This window comes from Paenibacillus allorhizosphaerae, from assembly GCF_042659105.1.
Classification (GTDB): domain Bacteria; phylum Bacillota; class Bacilli; order Paenibacillales; family NBRC-103111; genus Paenibacillus_G; species Paenibacillus_G allorhizosphaerae.
In genome coordinates this window covers 13,533-30,510 of record NZ_JBHSRV010000009.1, presented here as the reverse complement: position 1 = coordinate 30,510, position 16,978 = coordinate 13,533, and the positions used below count along the sequence as shown (strand labels likewise).

Here is a 16,978-nt window from a genome sequence, read left to right as displayed (position 1 = left end):
AGTGGTGTGGACGAAGTACATATGGCTCATCGCTTCGGTGCTGCTTGGCGCGGCAGGTCAAGTGCTGATGAAATGGGGTGTCGGTATGCCTCGGCCGGAAGGCGTCGGTTTGTTTTCATGGAAAGGGCTGACGACCGCATGGCCGGTGACTGCGGGTATTGCGTGCTACGGCTTCAGTTCGATCTTTTGGCTGCTTGCACTGAAGCAGTTCCCGCTCAGTACCGCTTATCCGATGGTTAGCCTGGGATACATTCTTGTCATGGTGCTCGGCTACGCTTTGTTTCAAGAATCGCTTACGCTGCAAAAATGGTTCGGCGCCGCCTTCATTTCGGCCGGTGTGCTGCTCATTGCGCGCGCCTGACGCATAGAGAGGGGGATTGTATCCATGGAGTCTATGGACTGGAGCTTGCATTCGGGCTTGCTGTATCCCGCTCTTCCTTTCATCGCCTGGCTCGTCTCCGGTACGTTGAAATATGTCGTCAACCGTATCCGTCACGGCCGGGAAGCTCGGCGATTGATCGGAAACGGCGGGTTTCCCAGCACGCATACGTCCGTCGTATCGTCGGTGGCGATGCTGGTCGGCTTCGATCAAGGCTGGGGGACGCCCTTATTCGGCCTAGCGGTTGCGGTAACGTATATTGTGATCATCGATGCGCTCGGCATCCGCCGGGCGCTTGGCGAGCACGCGCGACGCATCAATACGCTGTGTGAAGAAGGCAGAAACGGCAGCCGGAGCGAAGGCGGACGGCTGCGGGAACGCCAAGGTCACACCCGAGTCGAAGTGCTCGGCGGGTTGGCCGTAGGCACACTGCTTGCCTGGGCCGCATCCGTAGCGATGGGATGAAGCGGGGGATGGTACGCTCCCAAACATGGAACTACGGGCGACTATAGCCCGATAAGAGATGGTTAATGAAAGTAAAGATAAATGATGCAAATGAATCGGGGGAGAGGCATGTGATGAGGAAACGTCTTGCTTCCATAAGTCAGGTTACCGGTCTGACGCTGCTGATGACGGCGGTTGCCGCCTTCGCGGTTCCGTCGCTGCTCTTTGTTTGCGGGCTGCCGGTTCAAAAAGCTTGGTTTTGGATCGCTGCGCTGCTTGCGCTGGGAACCGGCTGGCTGGCGTCCCGGCACGAAGAGGATGGTAACCCTGTGCGGCTGTTTGCCATATCCGCGGCGTGTTCGGCACTGATCTTTGCCGTCAGCTTTATGCTCAGCGGCTATTTTTACGACTTGTCTTACGACGGGCAAGCGTATCATCAGGAAACGATGATTTTCTTGGCGAACGGATGGAATCCGGTTTATGACGAGCCGTTGTCGGTTCCGACCGGACACAGCCTTTGGATGAATCACTATGCGCGCGCCTCGGAGATCGCCGCGACCGCTTTCTACAAGGCGACGGGGCTGCTGGAGCATAGCAAGCTGTTCAATTCGCTGCTTATTGCCGCTTCCGGCTGTTTGAGCTTCTCGGCACTGGTGGCGCTGCGTCCCGGCAATTCGCCATTCGTCTCGGCGGTGGTCGCCGCATTGCTCGCGCTGAATCCGGTCAGCGTCTATCAGGCGTTTTCTTTCTATGTCGACGGCATGGTTGCTTCGCTTCTGCTTTGCTTGCTCGCCTTGGGCGTGATGCTCTTTGTCCGGGGAGGCTGGCTGCCGGTTGCGGCCTATACGCTGACGCTCATTATGACGATCAATGTCAAGTTCACCGCCTTTGGCTATGCCGGCGTACTGACCGCAGGACTGATCGTTGCGCTGTACATGAGCGAACAGTTCCAAAAGCTGAAGCGCGTATTCACCGTCGCTGCTGCGGGCACGATCGTCGGCGTCGTACTGATCGGTTACAACCCCTATGTGACGAACACGCTGAATTTCGGCCATCCGTTCTATCCGGTTGCCGGGGAAGACAAGATTGACGTCGTGCAAAACTTTACGCCGCGCAATCTGGAAAAGATGAACCCGCTGGAGCAGATGGCGGCTTCTTATTTCGCCGTCACGACCGGCAACAGCACCGAGAAAAAGCCGACGAAATTCAAATGGCCGTTCACCTTCAGCGAGAACGAGCTGACCGCGTTCGCCGAGCCGGATGTAGCCGTCTCCGGCTTCGGCCCGTTGTTCAGCGCGGTACTGCTGCTTTCGCTCATCGTGCTGGTGCTCGCTTTCCGCAGCCGCAGCGGCCCCGCGCTTGCCGCCAGCGCGGTCATCGCGCTGCTGACCGTATCCGTCGTTATCAATCCGGCGGCCTGGTGGGCGCGTTATGTGCCGCAGCTGTGGGTGGTGCCGCTCGTTTGCGTATGGCTGGCGCTCAGTCTGCAGGGCTATCGCGTGCTCAAAGCGGCCGGCTGGACGCTGGCAGCGGTGATCGCGGTCAACAGTCTGCTGGTTACTGGCATATATGCGGACAAGCAGGCGGGGTGGAGCAACGAGCTGCGGGCGCAGCTTCGGCAATTGCAAGCGGCGGCGCAGCCGGTGGGCGCCGATTTCGGCTACAGCTGGTCCAATCGGGAGCGGCTCAAGTCGTTCGGCATCGCCTTCGAGGATATAAGCCCGGATTCGTGCGCTGGAGAGAAGCTGACGTTAATCAAGTCCGGCACGACCGTCTGCCTGAACGGAAGCGGTGCGCCGGGTCAGGCGACGGCGGCCAAATAAGGGGGATATTATGCACGTTTCAATGAAGCGACGAATGCTGCTCGGGTTAGCGGCGCTTGTGCTGTTCGGGTTAGCGGCGGCTTATTGGTCGCTGGGCGGCGGCGCGAGCGGTTGGTTCGGCTCCGGCGCGAAGGAGCTTCCGCCTCCTGCGGTGCCGGTGTATAACGAGCAGGGCATCAAACAGACGACAACGGTCAAAGAAGGCCGTCTCCAGGTGTACGACGGGACGGGATGGAAGCCGGAGTTTTGGACCGGCGTCAATATGGGGGCCACGACGCCGGGCCATGCGCCCGGCGAGCTTGCGCCAAGCAAGGCGGACTATCTCCGCTGGTTCGCGCAAATCAAAGACCTTCACGCGGATGTCATTCGCGTGTATACGATTTTGCCGCCGTTCTTCTACGAGGCTTTGGCTGAATTCAATGCCGGACGGAAGGACCCGCTTTATATTTTGCAAGGCGTCTGGTCGCCGGAGGAGCATTTGATCGGCGCGGACGGCGGGGGGCAGGACGCGTTCCAAGAGGACGCGGTAGCCGTGTTCCGTCAAGAGATTCAAGACGCCGTGGGTGCGATCCACGGGAAGCTGAAGCGGAAGGCGAAGGCCGGGCATGCTTCCGGCAAGTATACGGCCGATGTGTCGCCCTATGTGCTCGGCTGGGTTGTCGGCACGGAATGGGAGCCCCACTCGGTCAAGGCGACCAACGATGCGCACCCGGGGATGCCTCCGTTTCAAGGCGAATACTTCCAGGCCGCTGCAGGTGCATCGCCGTTCGAAAGCTGGCTTGCGCAAATGCTCGATACGCTGGCCAAGGAAGAAACAAAGCACAGCTGGCAGCATCCGGTCTCGTTTACCAACTGGGTAACGACCGACCCGCTTCGGCATCCGAATGAGCCGGCGGAGAATGAAGATATGGTGTCCGTGGACCCGATGCATATACAGCCGAAGGAAAATTGGAAGGCGGGGTATTTTGCATCCTACCATATTTATCCTTATTATCCCGATTTGCTGAGATATGAAGAAAAGTATCAGAAGTACCGCGACAGCCGCGGCGAGATCAACCCGTATGCCGGCTATTTGCACGATTTGCGGCAGCATCATCAAAACATTCCGCTGATTGTGGCGGAATACGGGGTGCCCAGCTCGCGAGGGATGGCGCACTACGGTCCGCTGGGCCGCAATCAAGGGCTGCATACCGAGCAGGAGCAGGGAGAAATCAATGCAGATTTGTATCGAAGCATCTATGATGAGAACTACGACGGCGCGATGCTGTTCGCCTGGCAGGACGAGTGGTTCAAGATCACGTGGAATACGATGGAGCTCGATGCGCCGATCGGCCGCCGTCCTTTTTGGCGCAACATGCTGACGAACGAAGAGCATTTCGGCGTGCTCGCCGTAGAGGCAGGGGCGTCGCCGCAAGATCAGATCGTTCTCGACGGCAAGACGGATGACTGGGAGCGCCGCAAAGGCGTGAAAACGCAAGCCTACCCGGGGTTTGACATGTCCGTCTCTCACGATGAAGCTTATGTATATTTGCTGCTGAAAAAGAAGGAAGGCGCATGGAAGCCGGGGGAAGAGAAGGTATACGTTGGCTTTGATACGCTTGATGGAGGAAGCGCCAAGGCGGATAAAGCCCCTGGCGTAACGTTCGGCGGCGGGCAAGAGTTTATGCTCAAGCTGCACGGGGAAAAAGATTCGGCGATGTACGTCAACAGCGCATACGACATTCATACGTGGCAGTACGGCTTCATGAAAAAAATGATGCCTTGGCAGGAAGCGTGGAAGCAGGCGGGGAACGGTTTGTTTTTACCGTACCGGCTGCCGGTCAGCAAACCGCAAGTACTGCCGCAAACGGGGGAAAAGCTGCCGTTCGAAGATGTGGAGCTCGGCGCGCTGCATCATGGCACGACGGACCCGAACAGCGCCGAATTTAACAACTTGGCCGACTGGTATGCATCCGGTTCGGTGATGGAAATTCGCCTGCCCTGGATGCTGCTCGGCTTCACCGATCCGAGCACGAAGAAAGCATGGCGTTACCCGTACGAAGCGGGAGCGCTCAAGTCGGAGGAAGTGAAGGCGATCCGGATCGAGCCGCATTTGCTGGCAGGAACGGCGGGGACGGGCGCTTCGGAGCCGCTTGCCTATAAATGGGATGCTTGGAACAAACCGGCTTATCACGAGCGGTTAAAGAAAAGCTATCCGATCTTGCAGGCGGTGTTCGGCGAGCTTGGGAAAAAACCGCCGAAAGGAACGCAAGCCGGCGCAAGTCAGCAGCCGGCCAGCCCTTAACGCAGGCTGCGCCAGCCGGAATAATCGTGGACGCAGACGCCCGCATAAGACGAGCGAGATTTCAAGAGCTTGTCGATGCGGGCTATTTCCCGTGCCAACTCCGTTTTGCCGGCGTCATAAAACGAGATGGAAGGCGTATCGGGGATTCGGTTCGTTTCCAGACCGATCCATACTTTCTTCTCGTATTTGTCGCCAAGCTCAAGCTCCTCCTGAACGAGGTTAACCGCCGCTTCCCCCTGATCCCGATAGGACATTAGCGCCACTTCGTCCAGCTTATCGATCATCGCTTCCGCCATAGAGTTTCCATTGCCGAGCGGCACGCCGTCAAGCCAGAAAGGCAGCGCCGCGGAAGTCTGCAAAGCGGTCGCTTGTTTCGTCTCGTCATGGAAAAAGACCATCGCTTCCAGCCAGTGCTGTGCCGTCTCAGCCTGATCCGTGTTCCACGCCGGAAGCAAGTAAGGCTCGACGTCGAGCTGTATGCCTGCAAAACGCTCGTTCGTATCGACCGAGTCGTTATATGTTTTTACAAAGTCGATCAAATCGGCGATCCGCTCCCGATGCTCGGGCAAAGCCCAATCCGGAGCGCCGTCCAAGGCGTAGACTTCTACGTTGTAATCGGCCGCCGTAATAATAAAATTGCGGTAGGCGCTTATATCGATTCCCGTGTCGATCTGCAGAAAGATTCGGGAAACTTGCTCGTCCTTCACAAATTGAAAAATTTCATCGCGCCCGAAGCTTGTGCCGATCAGCGATGTATCCCACAGCCATGTGGCTTTCGCTTTCGCAGGCGGCTGCGGAGCGGCCGAAGTGACCCATGCGGCGGCGATCGTCCCTGTCAGCCAAACGAATGCGGCTAGCAGCGCGCCGGGTAATCCTTTGCGTCTACGATGTCTTTTTGGGTAAATGCCCATAACGTTCAGATCCCCTCTCTCATGATGTAAGACGTTCGTTTCGCCGAAAATGATGCATTTTATATAAATTTTATTGTGTCCGAACCGATGACTTTCGTACTTATGGTTTTTCATCGCCGTGCCATTTTTCGACAAAAATCGACCGAATCGAGGCGTCGGAACACCATCAGGCTACAAACGGCATATCGAAAAAGTTAAATCCGGACTATAGCCTGTAACCCGTTTATGGTCCATCATAGGTGGGCAGACCATTTATGGAAAGGGAAGATGAGACGTGAACACGATGGTAAACGCTGCTCCGCTGACGGCATCGGATTCGCCACTGGTTTGGGCGCGCCGTTCCTGCGATACAATCATGGCACGATACGCTCCTGCGGAGCTTCCTCCTGCCGGACGCTGGCACTACCACCAAGGGGTATTTTTGCAAGGAATGGAAAAGCTGTGGCGAGCTACGGGCGATCCGGCCTACTACAACTATATTAAACATTATGTGGACTTGTACACCCCGGAAGACGGGCGGATGCAAGTAAAGGACCATCTGGACGATATCATGCCCGGCCAATTGCTGCTGATGCTGCATGCGCAATCGGGAGAAGCGAAGTATAGTCGCGGTGCGGCATTTTTGCGAGGCTTGCTGGACACTTGGAAGACGACGCCGGACGGCGGCTTTTGGCATAAAGATATTTATCCGAATCAAATGTGGCTGGACGGCATTTATATGGAGGGGCCTTTTGCGGTCAAATATGCGCGGCAATATGACGAGCCGGCGCTGTACGACTTGATCGTGAAGCAGGCGCTGCTCATGTACACCCATATGAAAGACGAGAAGACGGGGCTGTTGCATCATGCCTGGGATGCTAGCGGACAAGCCGCTTGGGCGGATCCGGTCACCGGCTGCTCGCCTGAATTTTGGGGCCGGTCGGTCGGCTGGTACGGTTTTGCGCTGTGTGAAATCATCGATGATTTGCCTGTCAATCATCCCGAACGCGGGACATTGATCGGAATCGTCGGCGAGCTGGCGGAAAGCATTCGCCGTTTCCAGGACCCGGCGACGGGGCTGTGGTACCAGGTCATCGACAAGGGGGAGCGGCCGGACAATTGGCTTGAGCTTTCATGCTCGACGCTCTTCGTCTTTACTTTGAACAGAGCGGCCCGTGAAGGATACGCGGATCGTTCGCTGCTGGAGACGGCGCGCAAAGGCTACGAAGGCGTCTTGTCCCGTGTGCGTTTCGATGCGGACGGCGGCATTGTCATCCCCGATATTTGCATCGGCACCGGCGTGGGCGATTATGCGCACTACGCGGCGCGGGAGCGCAAAACGAACGATTTGCACGGCATGGCGACCTTTGTGCATATGTGCATGGAGCTCGCAGGGCAGCGCTGACGGCATGCGGCTGTCATCCGGATTTCTCCGCTCGGCATGCCATATTGCTCCAGTAACCCGGGACATGAAATGGGCCACCACGTATGGTATGATGTATGGTGCAACATGTTACGAGGAGGGGAGTCATCCAGATGCCTAAGTACTTACAGCGCCTCTTATTGTTCAGCTTGCTGCTCGGAGCGATTCCCGTTATCTCTCTCGGTGTGATTTCGTACTACATCGCCAAAGGCGATATTGAAACGAAGGTCAAGGAAGGCAATATGCAGGTGCTGCTGCAAACGCAGATGCGAGTCGAACAGGTCATGAAAACGCTTGAGTTGACGTCCATTCAATATGTCAATTCGGCGCTCGTCACTTCTTCGATCGGCGAGCAGCTAACGGTCGACGACTTTCCAAAAATTCGCGATTTGTCCAAAGGTTTATATAATTTGCAAACGGTTGCGGGGATTAGCGACGCGTATTTGCTCAGCTTCGACAAGGATTGGATCGTCAGCTTCAAAACGTTCGGATCGCTGACGGGTTCCGCCGAAGCGGAAACGTTCAGATCGTACGCCAAACATCAGAACAGCTTGTTCTGGGTAACGAACGCCGCCAAGCCGCCGGCTGCCGAAGCGCAGGTTACGGAGCCGGCATCGGAAGAAACGCCCGTCACACCGCACGATACGACCCGGATGGTATATAAAATTCCGGTCGTGCCGACGACGAGTCAGCCGAAAGGGCTGCTTGTCGTCGAGCTGCAAAATAACCAAATCAGCAATTTGCTCACGCAAAACAACAATCTCGGAGACAGCTATGTGCTCGACCGCAAGGGCAGCAACTTTTTGTCCAACGCTTCGGCGGACAAATACGGAGAAATTAACGCAATGGTGATGGAACGCGTGACGCAAGATCCGCAATCCTCCGGCTTTTTCAATGCATACGCAGGGAAAAAAGAGTTCGGCGTCACTTATCGGCAAGCCTATAACGGATGGATGTACATTTCCGTTGTCTCGATTGATGAAATTACCGCCCAATCGCGTAAAATCGCGTGGATTACGTTTATTGTGTGCAGCATCATATTCATTTTCGTCGGACTGGCCGCCTTCTACGGCAGCCGCCGCATATATTCGCCGATCAAACGGCTGTTTGAATTTACGAAGGACATCGAAGTCGAGGGGCAGAGCGGCAAAGACGAAATCAGTTCGATCGAGCAGCGGTTCCGGACGCTGTTCAGTACGGAGAAGCAGCTGCAGCAGCAGGTGAAAGGGCATTTTGTTCAGTTAAAAGAATTTTTCATGCTCAAGCTGTTTACCGGACAAGTCTCGGACGCCGAATTCGCCAGAAGGGCAGACATATTCGGGTTCCCGTCGGAGTGGAAGCATCTCGGCGTATTGACGCTGCAGATCGACTCGCTGCACGGCACGCGTTACCGGGAGCATGACCGTGAGCTGCTGCTGTTTGCGATCAATAATATCGTCGGCGAACTGATCCCGGCGGAACGGCGATTCAGCCCGCTGCTGCACGATCAGTCGCAAGTCACGCTCTTGATCAGCCAGTCGGAGAATGAAGTAGGCGCGAAGCAAGAATTGTACGAAGCGGCGGAAAGCATTAAGCAGAAAGTATACGAATTTCTGCAGCTGCCCGTCAGCCTGGGGATCAGCCGGCCGTTTGCGAAGCTGGGAGAAGCTGTTCGCGCGCACGGCGAAGGACTGGAAGCGCTCAAAAGCCGGATCAGCCTCGGCAGCGAAATTATAGTGCACTATGACGATATCGAGGCGGGGAAGAAAGGCTTGGAAGCGGCGGTCTACATGCAGCTGAAAATGCACGAGGACCAGCTCGTAAGTGCGATGAAGCTCGGCGATATGGGCCGCGTGAACGAGCAGTTCGACAAATACATGGCCGCCATCGTCGCCAAGGAGGTTCACGCCAACGATTACCCGGTGCTCATGATTCAGCTCATTTCGAAGATGATGCAGCTGGTCCAGGAGCAGGGCGGTCAAGTGAAACCCGTACTGGGCGACCGGGCGACGATCGAGCATTTTCTCAAGTTGGGTACGATGGAAGACATTGCGGATTGGTTCCGCACGGACTTGTTCAAGCCGGTGAACGCGTTCCTGAACAGACAGGCGGAATCGCAGTATATCGATATTGCCGGACAGATGGTGAAGCTCATTCATGAGCGCTTCGATCAGGACATCTCGCTTGAGTCCTGCGCGCAGACGTTGAATTTCCACCCTGTCTATTTGAGCCGCGTGTTCAAAAAGGAGATCGGTATCAATTTCAGCGAATATTTGGCCGATTACCGGATGAACATGGCCAAGACATGGCTGGAGAACACGACTTGGAAAATATCCGAAATCGCCGAGAAGCTCAGCTACACGAATACGACGGCGTTTATCCGGACGTTTCGCAAAATCGTGGGTACGACCCCCGGCCAATACCGGGAAGATTATAAAAAGCTATAGCGCTTTGACCTAGCGCTTAAAGAGCAGGACACCGTTCATTGGGCGGGTCCTGCTTTTTTTATGCATTCGTCCGGACCTGCACCGTTAAACGCGGAAGCGTCGCCGATGCTTTCATTCGCCTCGTCAATCATTTGCCTGCTTAATGACTTACGCCATAAAACAACACGATTTTCCGGCAGGTTAAAATCAAGCGATGCCAAGTTAAATTGCGCTCATTGCGCGCGCAAAGCCGCACCGCACAACGATTTGCGCGGAAACAAGTTGAATTCGGGCTATAGCATGTTCCAAGGCGGGCGCTGATAATGAAGACAACAAGTTGATCGACGGCTGAGCTTGATGCGGCCGGTTCAATGATTCAAGAGAGGGTGGACGACAGCTTATGACGACGCAGACCAATACGCAGACGAACATGAAGTCGAAAGCGAAGCCCGGAGCAGCATTTTTTCGCCGGGAAGGGCTCGCCAAAGATTTGATCCGCGACCGGTGGCTGTACTTGATGCTGCTTCCGGGTGTGCTTTACTTCGTTATTTTCAAATATGTGCCGATGTACGGGCTGGTGATGGCGTTTCAGGATTACAAGCCGCATCTCGGCATTATGAACAGTCCATGGGTGGGGCTAAAACATTTTAACCGGTTTTTCAGCGAGCCGCAGTTTTGGCAGCTGTTCCAGAATACGGCGCTGCTTGCCGTGTACAACCTGGTGTTTTTCTTCCCGCTGCCGATTGTGCTTGCACTGATGATGAATGAAGTGCGACGCGAAAAGTTCAAACGTTTCGTACAGACGCTCGTCTACGTACCGCATTTTGTTTCCTGGGTTGTCGTCGTCGGTGTGTTCTACATGTTGTTTACGACGGAGGGCGGGGCGGTCAACGAGCTGCTGTACGCGCTGACCGGACATAAAATCGCGTTCTTGCTGGAGCCGGAATGGTTCAGGACGATGATCGTCACGCAGTCCATCTGGAAGGAAATCGGCTGGGGCACGATCATCTTCCTCGCCGCCTTGTCCGGTGTCGACATGCAGCTCTATGAAGCGGCGCGGATGGATGGGGCAAACCGCTGGAGACAGCTATGGCATATTACGCTGCCGGCGATCCGCAGCACCATTGTCATCCTGCTCATTCTTCGACTGGGTAACTTCCTGGACTCCGGCTTCGAGCATATATTCCTGATGCTGACCCCGACGAACCGGGAAGTCGGCGAAGTATTCGATACGTATGTTTACGTCAAAGGTTTGACGCAATCTCAATTCAGCTACAGCGCCGCGGTCGGTCTGTTCAAATCGGCGATCGGGCTCGTGCTGGTGCTCGGCTCGAACTGGCTGGCGAAGCGTTTCGGCCAAGAAGGCGTGTATTGATCCGCCGCTATCCATCAATATTTCGAAACATGATACGATAAGGAGGACTAGATGGCCATGCATCAAGACAAAACGATCGGCAACAAAATTTTTGACGGCGTAAACTATGCGCTGTTGACCATCATCGCCGCAATCACCGTTATTCCGTTCATTTATATATTGGCCGTATCTTTTACGAGCCCGCATGAAGTGGCCAAAGGCGGATTCATCCTGTTCCCGAAGGAATTTTCTTTGTCCGCTTACAAGTACATTTTATCGACGGGAACGCTGACGCACAGTTTACTTGTCTCCATCTATGTTACGGTGATCGGAACGCTGATCAATCTGCTGTTCACATCGCTGATGGCGTATCCGCTGGCGAAGGCGACCCTTCGCGGCCGCCAGACGATTCTGCTCGGCGTCCTGTTCACGATGCTGTTCAGCGGCGGGATGATTCCGACGTACTTCGTCGTCAAGGCGATGCATTTGACCAATACGCTCTGGTCGCTCATGATTCCGAGCGCGATCAGCGCCTTCAACCTGATCGTCCTGAAAAACTTTTTCCAGCAAATTCCCGACGGTCTCGAAGATTCGGCCAAAATCGACGGCTGCGGCGACGTGGGGGTACTGTTCCGCATCGTGCTCCCGCTGTCGATGCCGGCGATGGCGACTTTCGGCTTGTTTTATGCGGTCGGGCATTGGAACCAATTTTTTAACGCCGTCATGTACATCAACGACAATACGAAGTGGCCGATTCAGGTGCTGCTGCGCGAGATCGTCATTTTGGCGCAAAGCCGCATCGGCGACACCGGCTTCGACGAGACGGAAATTCAGCCGCTCACGATCCGGATGGCTGCCATTGTGTTCGCGACTATCCCGATTTTGCTCGTATATCCGTTCTTGCAGAAGCATTTTGCCAAAGGCGTCATGCTCGGTTCGGTAAAAGGGTAATCCGGATTCACCTTAAATAGAGAAACCATACGTAAACGGGAGGAACTACACCATGATATCCAGTAAAAAAACGACAGTCATTTTGGCGGCTACCCTTGCCGCGGCGGCATCGGTTGCCGGCTGCGGCGCGAAACCGCAGGATCAGGCAGCGGGCGGAGCGCAATCTTCCGGACCGCTCAACATCAGCATGGCGGTGACGCAAGTCGGGGACATCCCGGCGAAGGACAGCGCGGTTCAGCAAATGATCGAAAAATACACGAACGCGAAGCTTGATATTCAATGGATACCGAATTCGGCTTACAACGACAAAATCAACGTCATGATCGCCTCCAGCGATATGCCGAAAATGGTCAAGGTGCAGTACAATCCGAATATCGTCAGCTCGCTGCGATCCGATCTTTTTTGGGAAGTCGGCCCGTATTTGAAAGAATTCAAAAATTTGTCCGCGCAAAACCCGATTTTTTACAATAACATTTCCGTGGACGGCAAAATTTACGGGGTGCCGAATTTCAGCGACATCGGCCGCGCGTCCGTCGTGTTTCGCAAAGATTGGCTGGACAGCCTCGGGCTCAAGCTGCCGACGACCGTCGACGAATGGTACAACGTAACGAAAGCGATGGCGCTGAACGATCCGGATAAAAACGGTAAGAACGATACGTACGGCCTGATGCTGTTCAAAAAATACAATGAAGGCCAATATTCGCTTACGACGCGTCTGGCAACGTCACTCGGCGCTCCGAACAAGTGGGCGGTCGATAAGGACGGCAATTTTACGCCGGAATTCATGACCAAAGAGTATAAAGATACGCTCAAGCTGCTGAAGCGGTTGTATGACGAGAAGCTCATTAATCAAGACTTTGCCGTATTCGATTCGACCGAAGCGGAGAAAATGTTCGATTCCGGCCGTGCGGGACTGAAAATCGCCGTAGCTCAAACGGGCAAAAGCCAGGCAGACCGCCTGTCCAAAAACGACCCGAACGCGGTCGTTGACGTGGAGCCGCTGAAAGGACCGCAAGGCATTCGAGTTTCCGGCGAGCCGGGGAACAGCGGATTTTTCGTCTTCCCGAAATCGTCCGTCAAAAACGAAGCGGAGCTCAAGCAGTATCTCGGCTTCCTCAACAAGCTGATGGATCCGGAGATGGCTACGCTGCTGATGCGAGGCGTCGAGAATACGCATTTCGTTAAAGCCGGAGACAAAGTCGAATTTAAAGATTTTTCCGCATTCCAGCGTGAAGTGAAGCCGTACCGCGACAACTTGCCGTATGTGGAAGGCTTTAACGTCGCTCCGCTCAAAGATACGCCGATCGGTGAAAAAGGCGTGACCATCGCGAAGGAAAACATGAAGTATGCCGTTCCGAATCCGGCCCTGACGCTCAATTCTCCTACGTACACCGAGCGCGGCGCGGAACTGGATCAAATGGTTGCGGATGCGCAAACGAAATACATTATGGGGAAACTCGACGATGCAGGCTTGCAGGCGGAATATGACAGATGGAAAAAAGCCGGCGGCGGCAAAGTGATGGAAGAGTACAAAGCGGACTATTTGAAAACGCAGAAGAAATAACGGCGAAGTATTCGGACAGGAGCATCTATACATCCAGAGAAGAGAGAGAGGAATGGGAGTCGTATGAAAAGAAAATACGCCGTGTGCGGCGTCAGCAACCGGGCGATCGGCATGTTTATCGGGCCGATGCTGGCGACGTTCGCAGGACAATGTGAGATTGTCGGTCTGCTCGACATCGATGCGCGCCGGCATGAAGTGTGCAAGAGCCAGTATCCGCAGTTGGCCGATGTGCCGGAATACGGGGCGGACGATTTCGACCGGATGGTCGCCGAGACGAAACCGGACGTTATTCTAGCCACCGGCCGCGACGATACGCATGCGGTATACATTATCAAAGCGCTGGAAAAAGATCTCGACGTGCTGACGGAAAAGCCGATGGCGACGACGGGAGAAGATTGCCGCCGCATTATGGACGCGGAGGCACGAAGCAAAGGGAAAGTGACGGTAACCTTCAACTATCGTTACGCACCGATCCATACGAAAATCAAGGAAATGGTGCTCGAAGGAAAAGTCGGCCGCGTCACTTCGATCGATCTGAACTGGTATATCGATACGTATCACGGCTCCAGCTATTTTAAGCGCTGGAACCGGATTCGCGAAATTTCCGGCGGGCTGTCCATCCATAAGAGCTCGCATCACTTCGACCTTGTCAACTGGTGGATCGGCCAAAAGCCGGTGGAAGCGTTCGCCTATGGCGCACTCAACTATTACGGACCGGAAGGGGAGCTTAATCCCCGGAAGGAAGACGGCAGGCACTGCGGTACCTGTGACGTGAAGCAGGACTGCGCTTATTATACGCGCTGGTCGACGCGCAGCCGGGATATGGCCGTCAAGGACGATCATCTGGGCACCGTGAAAGGCGAAGGCAGTAAGGCGGATTATACGAGCTACCGTCCGGATGCCTGTATTTACGACTCCGATATTAACATCGAGGACACGTACGCGGCTGCGGTCAAATATGACGGCGGGGCGCTGCTGAGCTACTCGGTCAATTTCTCGATGCCGTATGAAGGATATCGTCTGGCGATTAACGGGACGAAAGGCCGCATCGAAACGATCGAGTATCATGCGCCGTCCCGAACGCCGTTCCCGACGGAGGTGCAGACGATCGATTATTTCCCGCTGTTCGGCTCGAAGCAGACGATCCACGTCGTGCACCGCGAAGGCGGACACGGCGGCGGCGACCCGGTGCTGCTCGAGGACTTGTTCCTCGGTCCCGATCCGGCGCGCGGGTACGACATATTGTCCGGCAGCGAAGACGGCGCGTACTCGATCGGCACGGGCGAGGCGGTGTGGCGCTCGGTGCTGGAGCATCGGCCCGTTCGGCTGGAAGAAGTGCTGCGCGCACCTGCGCCTGCAGCCGCACGTTGATTGCGGAAACGGCTGGCGTGCGCAAAACGAAGCCGCGAGTTTGCAGCGGTGATTGTCTAGGGGCAGAATTATTCGCACTATCGCCGCGGTGGGCGGTTCAGGGGCAATTGATGCAGCGTAATAGGGGAAATCGCAATAATAGTTGGCGGAAACCCACTTAATTTGCTCGAAAACGTAATGATCTACTTATAGTGGGCCAAACCGAACGATTCGAAGGGATATTTCTTTGAATTATTCGGTTTGGCCTATTAATCGTCCTATCACTATAATTTTCGATGGGAAATAGCGGGATTAGGGCCATTAATGATTCGATTTGCCTTATTAGTATCCAAACCTTTACTCCCGTGTTTCCACTATTCCACACTTTACCTATCATTGTGCGTCTTTCCAACATTGTGATGACCGCGGGCCATTTATGAGCTGGAGGTACGGTTGCAACTTATTGCCATTCTTGTGCGTATGAAAGGTAACGGCAATGGAGGAAGGGGAGACGATGATGGAATCCGGCAAAGTATACTTTCGGGACAATTTTTTGTCCAGCGGGGAGACAGACATAACCGATGAGAGGGAATGGAAAGTCGGATCGCTCGATTTGCACTCCATGTTCGGTTCGGGCATTACCGTAAGAGATGCGTCGGGGAGGGAAATCGTGAAGGGCAAATTCCCGGTGTTCTCCAATACTTGGACGATTTCCGATCATATGGACCGCGAACTAGGAAGATTAAAGGCCAAATTAACTTTTTTCGCCAAGCGTTTCGTTTATGTAAGCGTAAGCGGACAAGAGCTATATATTGAATCGCCTGCATTTTCCAATGAATACGAGGTGAAGACGGCGGAAGGGAGCACGGCAGCGCATTTTCGCAAAATTAGCGGGATGTTCTCGGCAGGTGCCTTCGAACTGGTCAATGATTCGAACTTTCCGATGGAAGAGCTGATTGCGGTCGTCATGGGGGTTCATGCGATTCGGAAAAGGCAGCAAAGTACGGCTGCGACATAGAACGAACAGAAAAACAGACATTCGGCGATTCGGATGTCTGTTTTTATAATTATATTTTCCGTTGACACTTAACGCCCAAGCCGAGCGCAAATCACCGTTATTTGTCATCGCAATGTGCAATATTGTTGATTAGCTATGGATTACGTCCAGCTTCACTTCAAGCTCCAACGTTTCGCCCGGTTCAATGCCTCGAAGGCCGGTCACCTCTTCGGGCAGATTGAGATTCGGAGCATTCGTTACCCAAGTATAAGGCTCCAAGCATATGAAGTCCTGCGCCTCGCCTTTTGTAAAAATGACCCACTGCTTAAACACACTCGATCCGCTATAGCGAATTTCGACGTCGTCCCTGGACAAAATCGCAAGGCAAGGGTAATCGCCGATCTGGAACACCATGTCCAGGTTATGTCCTTCAAGGCTATCTCCGTGTATCAGCTGCTCGAACCGGCCGCTGAGCGGTGCAATGGTTCCCGTCGGAATGCACTTGTCGTCCAACTCCCAGCTTCCGACGGCAGGCAGTTGAAGCTTCCATTGCTCCGGCTGGCCGTCAAGCAGGAACCATGTGTGCAGCCCGTAACCGAAAGGTGCCTTCGTATCGCCGCGATTGGTCGCTTTTAGCTGGTGGCGAAGCGTACCGCCCTCCAGCTCGTAAGTTAATTCCAACTCGAGCGCATGCGGATATTGACGCTGCACATTGGCGTCTTCCGCCAACCGGAGGATGGAGGTAAGGAACAGCTTGCCGTCTCTTTCGCCGGTGGCGGTCACCGTCCACGGCTGGCTGCGAACCATGCCGTGAATATGGTTGCCGGTCGCATGATTGATGTCGAACCGGTATTCGCGTCCGTCGTAACGGAACGTTCCTTCGCTGATCCGGTTCGGCGGCATCAGAATCGGTGTGCCGAACTGGATGGGCTGTTCCGCTAATTCCTGCGGTCCGGACGGGACGCGGAGCATTTCCCGATTCAGTTTTTTATCGTGAATGGAATATACATTGTTGCCGACGGCAGGGCAAATACGGACGAGCAGTCGGTCGTTTTCCAGCGTATAGGCAGGCGTACCGTACCAATCGATTTGCTTGATCATATCGGATGAAGCG

15 protein-coding genes are annotated in these 16,978 nt (G+C 54.8%); 11 read left to right on the top strand and 4 right to left on the bottom strand.

Annotated elements, in window-relative coordinates:
• Positions 1-4: 4 nt before the first annotated feature.
• From ACFQI7_RS26450 to ACFQI7_RS26435, 4 genes are all read left to right on the top strand, one after another.
• A complete protein-coding gene (locus tag ACFQI7_RS26450) occupies positions 5-361 on the top strand; it encodes an SMR family transporter (protein WP_218100790.1) in 357 nt (118 codons plus the stop codon).
• 24 nt (positions 362-385) lie between these two features.
• Positions 386-844 carry a divergent PAP2 family protein gene (locus tag ACFQI7_RS26445; protein ID WP_230415262.1) on the top strand — a complete coding sequence of 153 codons (459 nt, stop codon included), beginning with the start codon at positions 386-388 and terminating at the stop codon, positions 842-844.
• 113 nt (positions 845-957) lie between these two features.
• Positions 958-2,646, top strand: coding sequence for a hypothetical protein (locus ACFQI7_RS26440; protein WP_218100791.1), 1,689 nt, complete (start codon positions 958-960; stop codon positions 2,644-2,646).
• A 10-nt stretch (positions 2,647-2,656) separates the two neighbouring features.
• Positions 2,657-4,930, top strand: a complete 2,274-nt coding sequence (locus ACFQI7_RS26435; protein WP_218100792.1) for a hypothetical protein — start codon at positions 2,657-2,659, stop codon at positions 4,928-4,930.
• Here the strand turns inward: ACFQI7_RS26435 and ACFQI7_RS26430 are convergent.
• A complete protein-coding gene (locus ACFQI7_RS26430; protein WP_218100793.1) occupies positions 4,927-5,841 on the bottom strand; it encodes a hypothetical protein in 915 nt (304 codons plus the stop codon). The genes ACFQI7_RS26435 and ACFQI7_RS26430 overlap by 4 nt on opposite strands.
• 283 nt (positions 5,842-6,124) lie before the next feature.
• Between ACFQI7_RS26430 and ACFQI7_RS26425 the strand changes: the two genes are divergently transcribed.
• Both ACFQI7_RS26425 and ACFQI7_RS26420 read left to right on the top strand, forming a co-directional pair.
• Positions 6,125-7,225 (top strand): glycoside hydrolase family 88/105 protein, encoded by a 1,101-nt coding sequence (locus ACFQI7_RS26425; protein WP_218100826.1) that lies wholly within the window; start codon positions 6,125-6,127, stop codon positions 7,223-7,225.
• Between the two features lie 131 nt (positions 7,226-7,356).
• Positions 7,357-9,669 carry a helix-turn-helix domain-containing protein gene (locus tag ACFQI7_RS26420; RefSeq protein ID WP_218100794.1) on the top strand — a complete coding sequence of 771 codons (2,313 nt, stop codon included), beginning with the start codon at positions 7,357-7,359 and terminating at the stop codon, positions 9,667-9,669.
• Positions 9,670-9,704: 35 nt separating this feature from the next.
• On the opposite strand, the gene ACFQI7_RS26415 is transcribed toward ACFQI7_RS26420, so the two are convergent.
• Positions 9,705-9,869, bottom strand: a complete 165-nt coding sequence (locus ACFQI7_RS26415; RefSeq protein ID WP_218100795.1) for a hypothetical protein — start codon at positions 9,867-9,869, stop codon at positions 9,705-9,707.
• Positions 9,870-9,941: 72 nt separating this feature from the next.
• On the bottom strand, positions 9,942-10,007 hold the full coding sequence (locus tag ACFQI7_RS26410) for a (2Fe-2S)-binding protein (protein WP_218100827.1): 66 nt from the start codon (positions 10,005-10,007) through the stop codon (positions 9,942-9,944).
• Between the two features lie 71 nt (positions 10,008-10,078).
• On the opposite strand from ACFQI7_RS26410, the gene ACFQI7_RS26405 reads away from it, so the two are divergent.
• The 5 genes from ACFQI7_RS26405 (at position 10,079) to ACFQI7_RS26385 (ending at position 15,885) form a co-directional block, all read left to right on the top strand.
• Positions 10,079-11,023, top strand: coding sequence for an ABC transporter permease (locus ACFQI7_RS26405; protein ID WP_218100828.1), 945 nt, complete (start codon positions 10,079-10,081; stop codon positions 11,021-11,023).
• A 57-nt stretch (positions 11,024-11,080) separates the two neighbouring features.
• The gene (locus ACFQI7_RS26400; protein WP_218100829.1) at positions 11,081-11,953 is read left to right on the top strand and encodes a carbohydrate ABC transporter permease; all 873 of its coding nucleotides are present in this window, start codon (positions 11,081-11,083) and stop codon (positions 11,951-11,953) included.
• Positions 11,954-12,005: 52 nt separating this feature from the next.
• Positions 12,006-13,517: an extracellular solute-binding protein gene (locus ACFQI7_RS26395; protein ID WP_218100796.1), complete on the top strand. Its 1,512-nt coding sequence runs from the start codon at positions 12,006-12,008 to the stop codon at positions 13,515-13,517.
• Positions 13,518-13,580: 63 nt separating this feature from the next.
• Positions 13,581-14,888, top strand: a complete 1,308-nt coding sequence (locus tag ACFQI7_RS26390; protein ID WP_218100797.1) for a Gfo/Idh/MocA family protein — start codon at positions 13,581-13,583, stop codon at positions 14,886-14,888.
• 493 nt (positions 14,889-15,381) lie between these two features.
• Positions 15,382-15,885: a hypothetical protein gene (locus tag ACFQI7_RS26385; protein ID WP_218100798.1), complete on the top strand. Its 504-nt coding sequence runs from the start codon at positions 15,382-15,384 to the stop codon at positions 15,883-15,885.
• A gap of 129 nt (positions 15,886-16,014) precedes the next feature.
• On the opposite strand, the gene ACFQI7_RS26380 is transcribed toward ACFQI7_RS26385, so the two are convergent.
• Positions 16,015-16,965: an aldose 1-epimerase gene (locus tag ACFQI7_RS26380; RefSeq protein WP_218100799.1), complete on the bottom strand. Its 951-nt coding sequence runs from the start codon at positions 16,963-16,965 to the stop codon at positions 16,015-16,017.
• Positions 16,966-16,978: the final 13 nt, after the last annotated feature.

Excerpts from the sequence above, each read along its gene's own strand:
- ACFQI7_RS26445 (WP_230415262.1), top strand. The coding sequence starts at position 386 with ATGGAGTCTATGGACTGGAGCTTGCATTCGGGCTTGCTGTATCCCGCT.
- ACFQI7_RS26440 (WP_218100791.1), top strand. The coding sequence starts at position 958 with ATGAGGAAACGTCTTGCTTCCATAAGTCAGGTTACCGGTCTGACGCTG.
- ACFQI7_RS26435 (WP_218100792.1), top strand. The coding sequence starts at position 2,657 with ATGCACGTTTCAATGAAGCGACGAATGCTGCTCGGGTTAGCGGCGCTT.
- ACFQI7_RS26430 (WP_218100793.1), bottom strand. The coding sequence starts at position 5,841 with ATGGGCATTTACCCAAAAAGACATCGTAGACGCAAAGGATTACCCGGC.
- ACFQI7_RS26425 (WP_218100826.1), top strand. The coding sequence starts at position 6,125 with ATGGTAAACGCTGCTCCGCTGACGGCATCGGATTCGCCACTGGTTTGG.
- ACFQI7_RS26420 (WP_218100794.1), top strand. The coding sequence starts at position 7,357 with ATGCCTAAGTACTTACAGCGCCTCTTATTGTTCAGCTTGCTGCTCGGA.
- ACFQI7_RS26405 (WP_218100828.1), top strand. The coding sequence starts at position 10,079 with ATGAAGTCGAAAGCGAAGCCCGGAGCAGCATTTTTTCGCCGGGAAGGG.
- ACFQI7_RS26400 (WP_218100829.1), top strand. The coding sequence starts at position 11,081 with ATGCATCAAGACAAAACGATCGGCAACAAAATTTTTGACGGCGTAAAC.
- ACFQI7_RS26395 (WP_218100796.1), top strand. The coding sequence starts at position 12,006 with ATGATATCCAGTAAAAAAACGACAGTCATTTTGGCGGCTACCCTTGCC.
- ACFQI7_RS26390 (WP_218100797.1), top strand. The coding sequence starts at position 13,581 with ATGAAAAGAAAATACGCCGTGTGCGGCGTCAGCAACCGGGCGATCGGC.
- ACFQI7_RS26385 (WP_218100798.1), top strand. The coding sequence starts at position 15,382 with ATGATGGAATCCGGCAAAGTATACTTTCGGGACAATTTTTTGTCCAGC.
- ACFQI7_RS26380 (WP_218100799.1), bottom strand. The coding sequence starts at position 16,965 with ATGATCAAGCAAATCGATTGGTACGGTACGCCTGCCTATACGCTGGAA.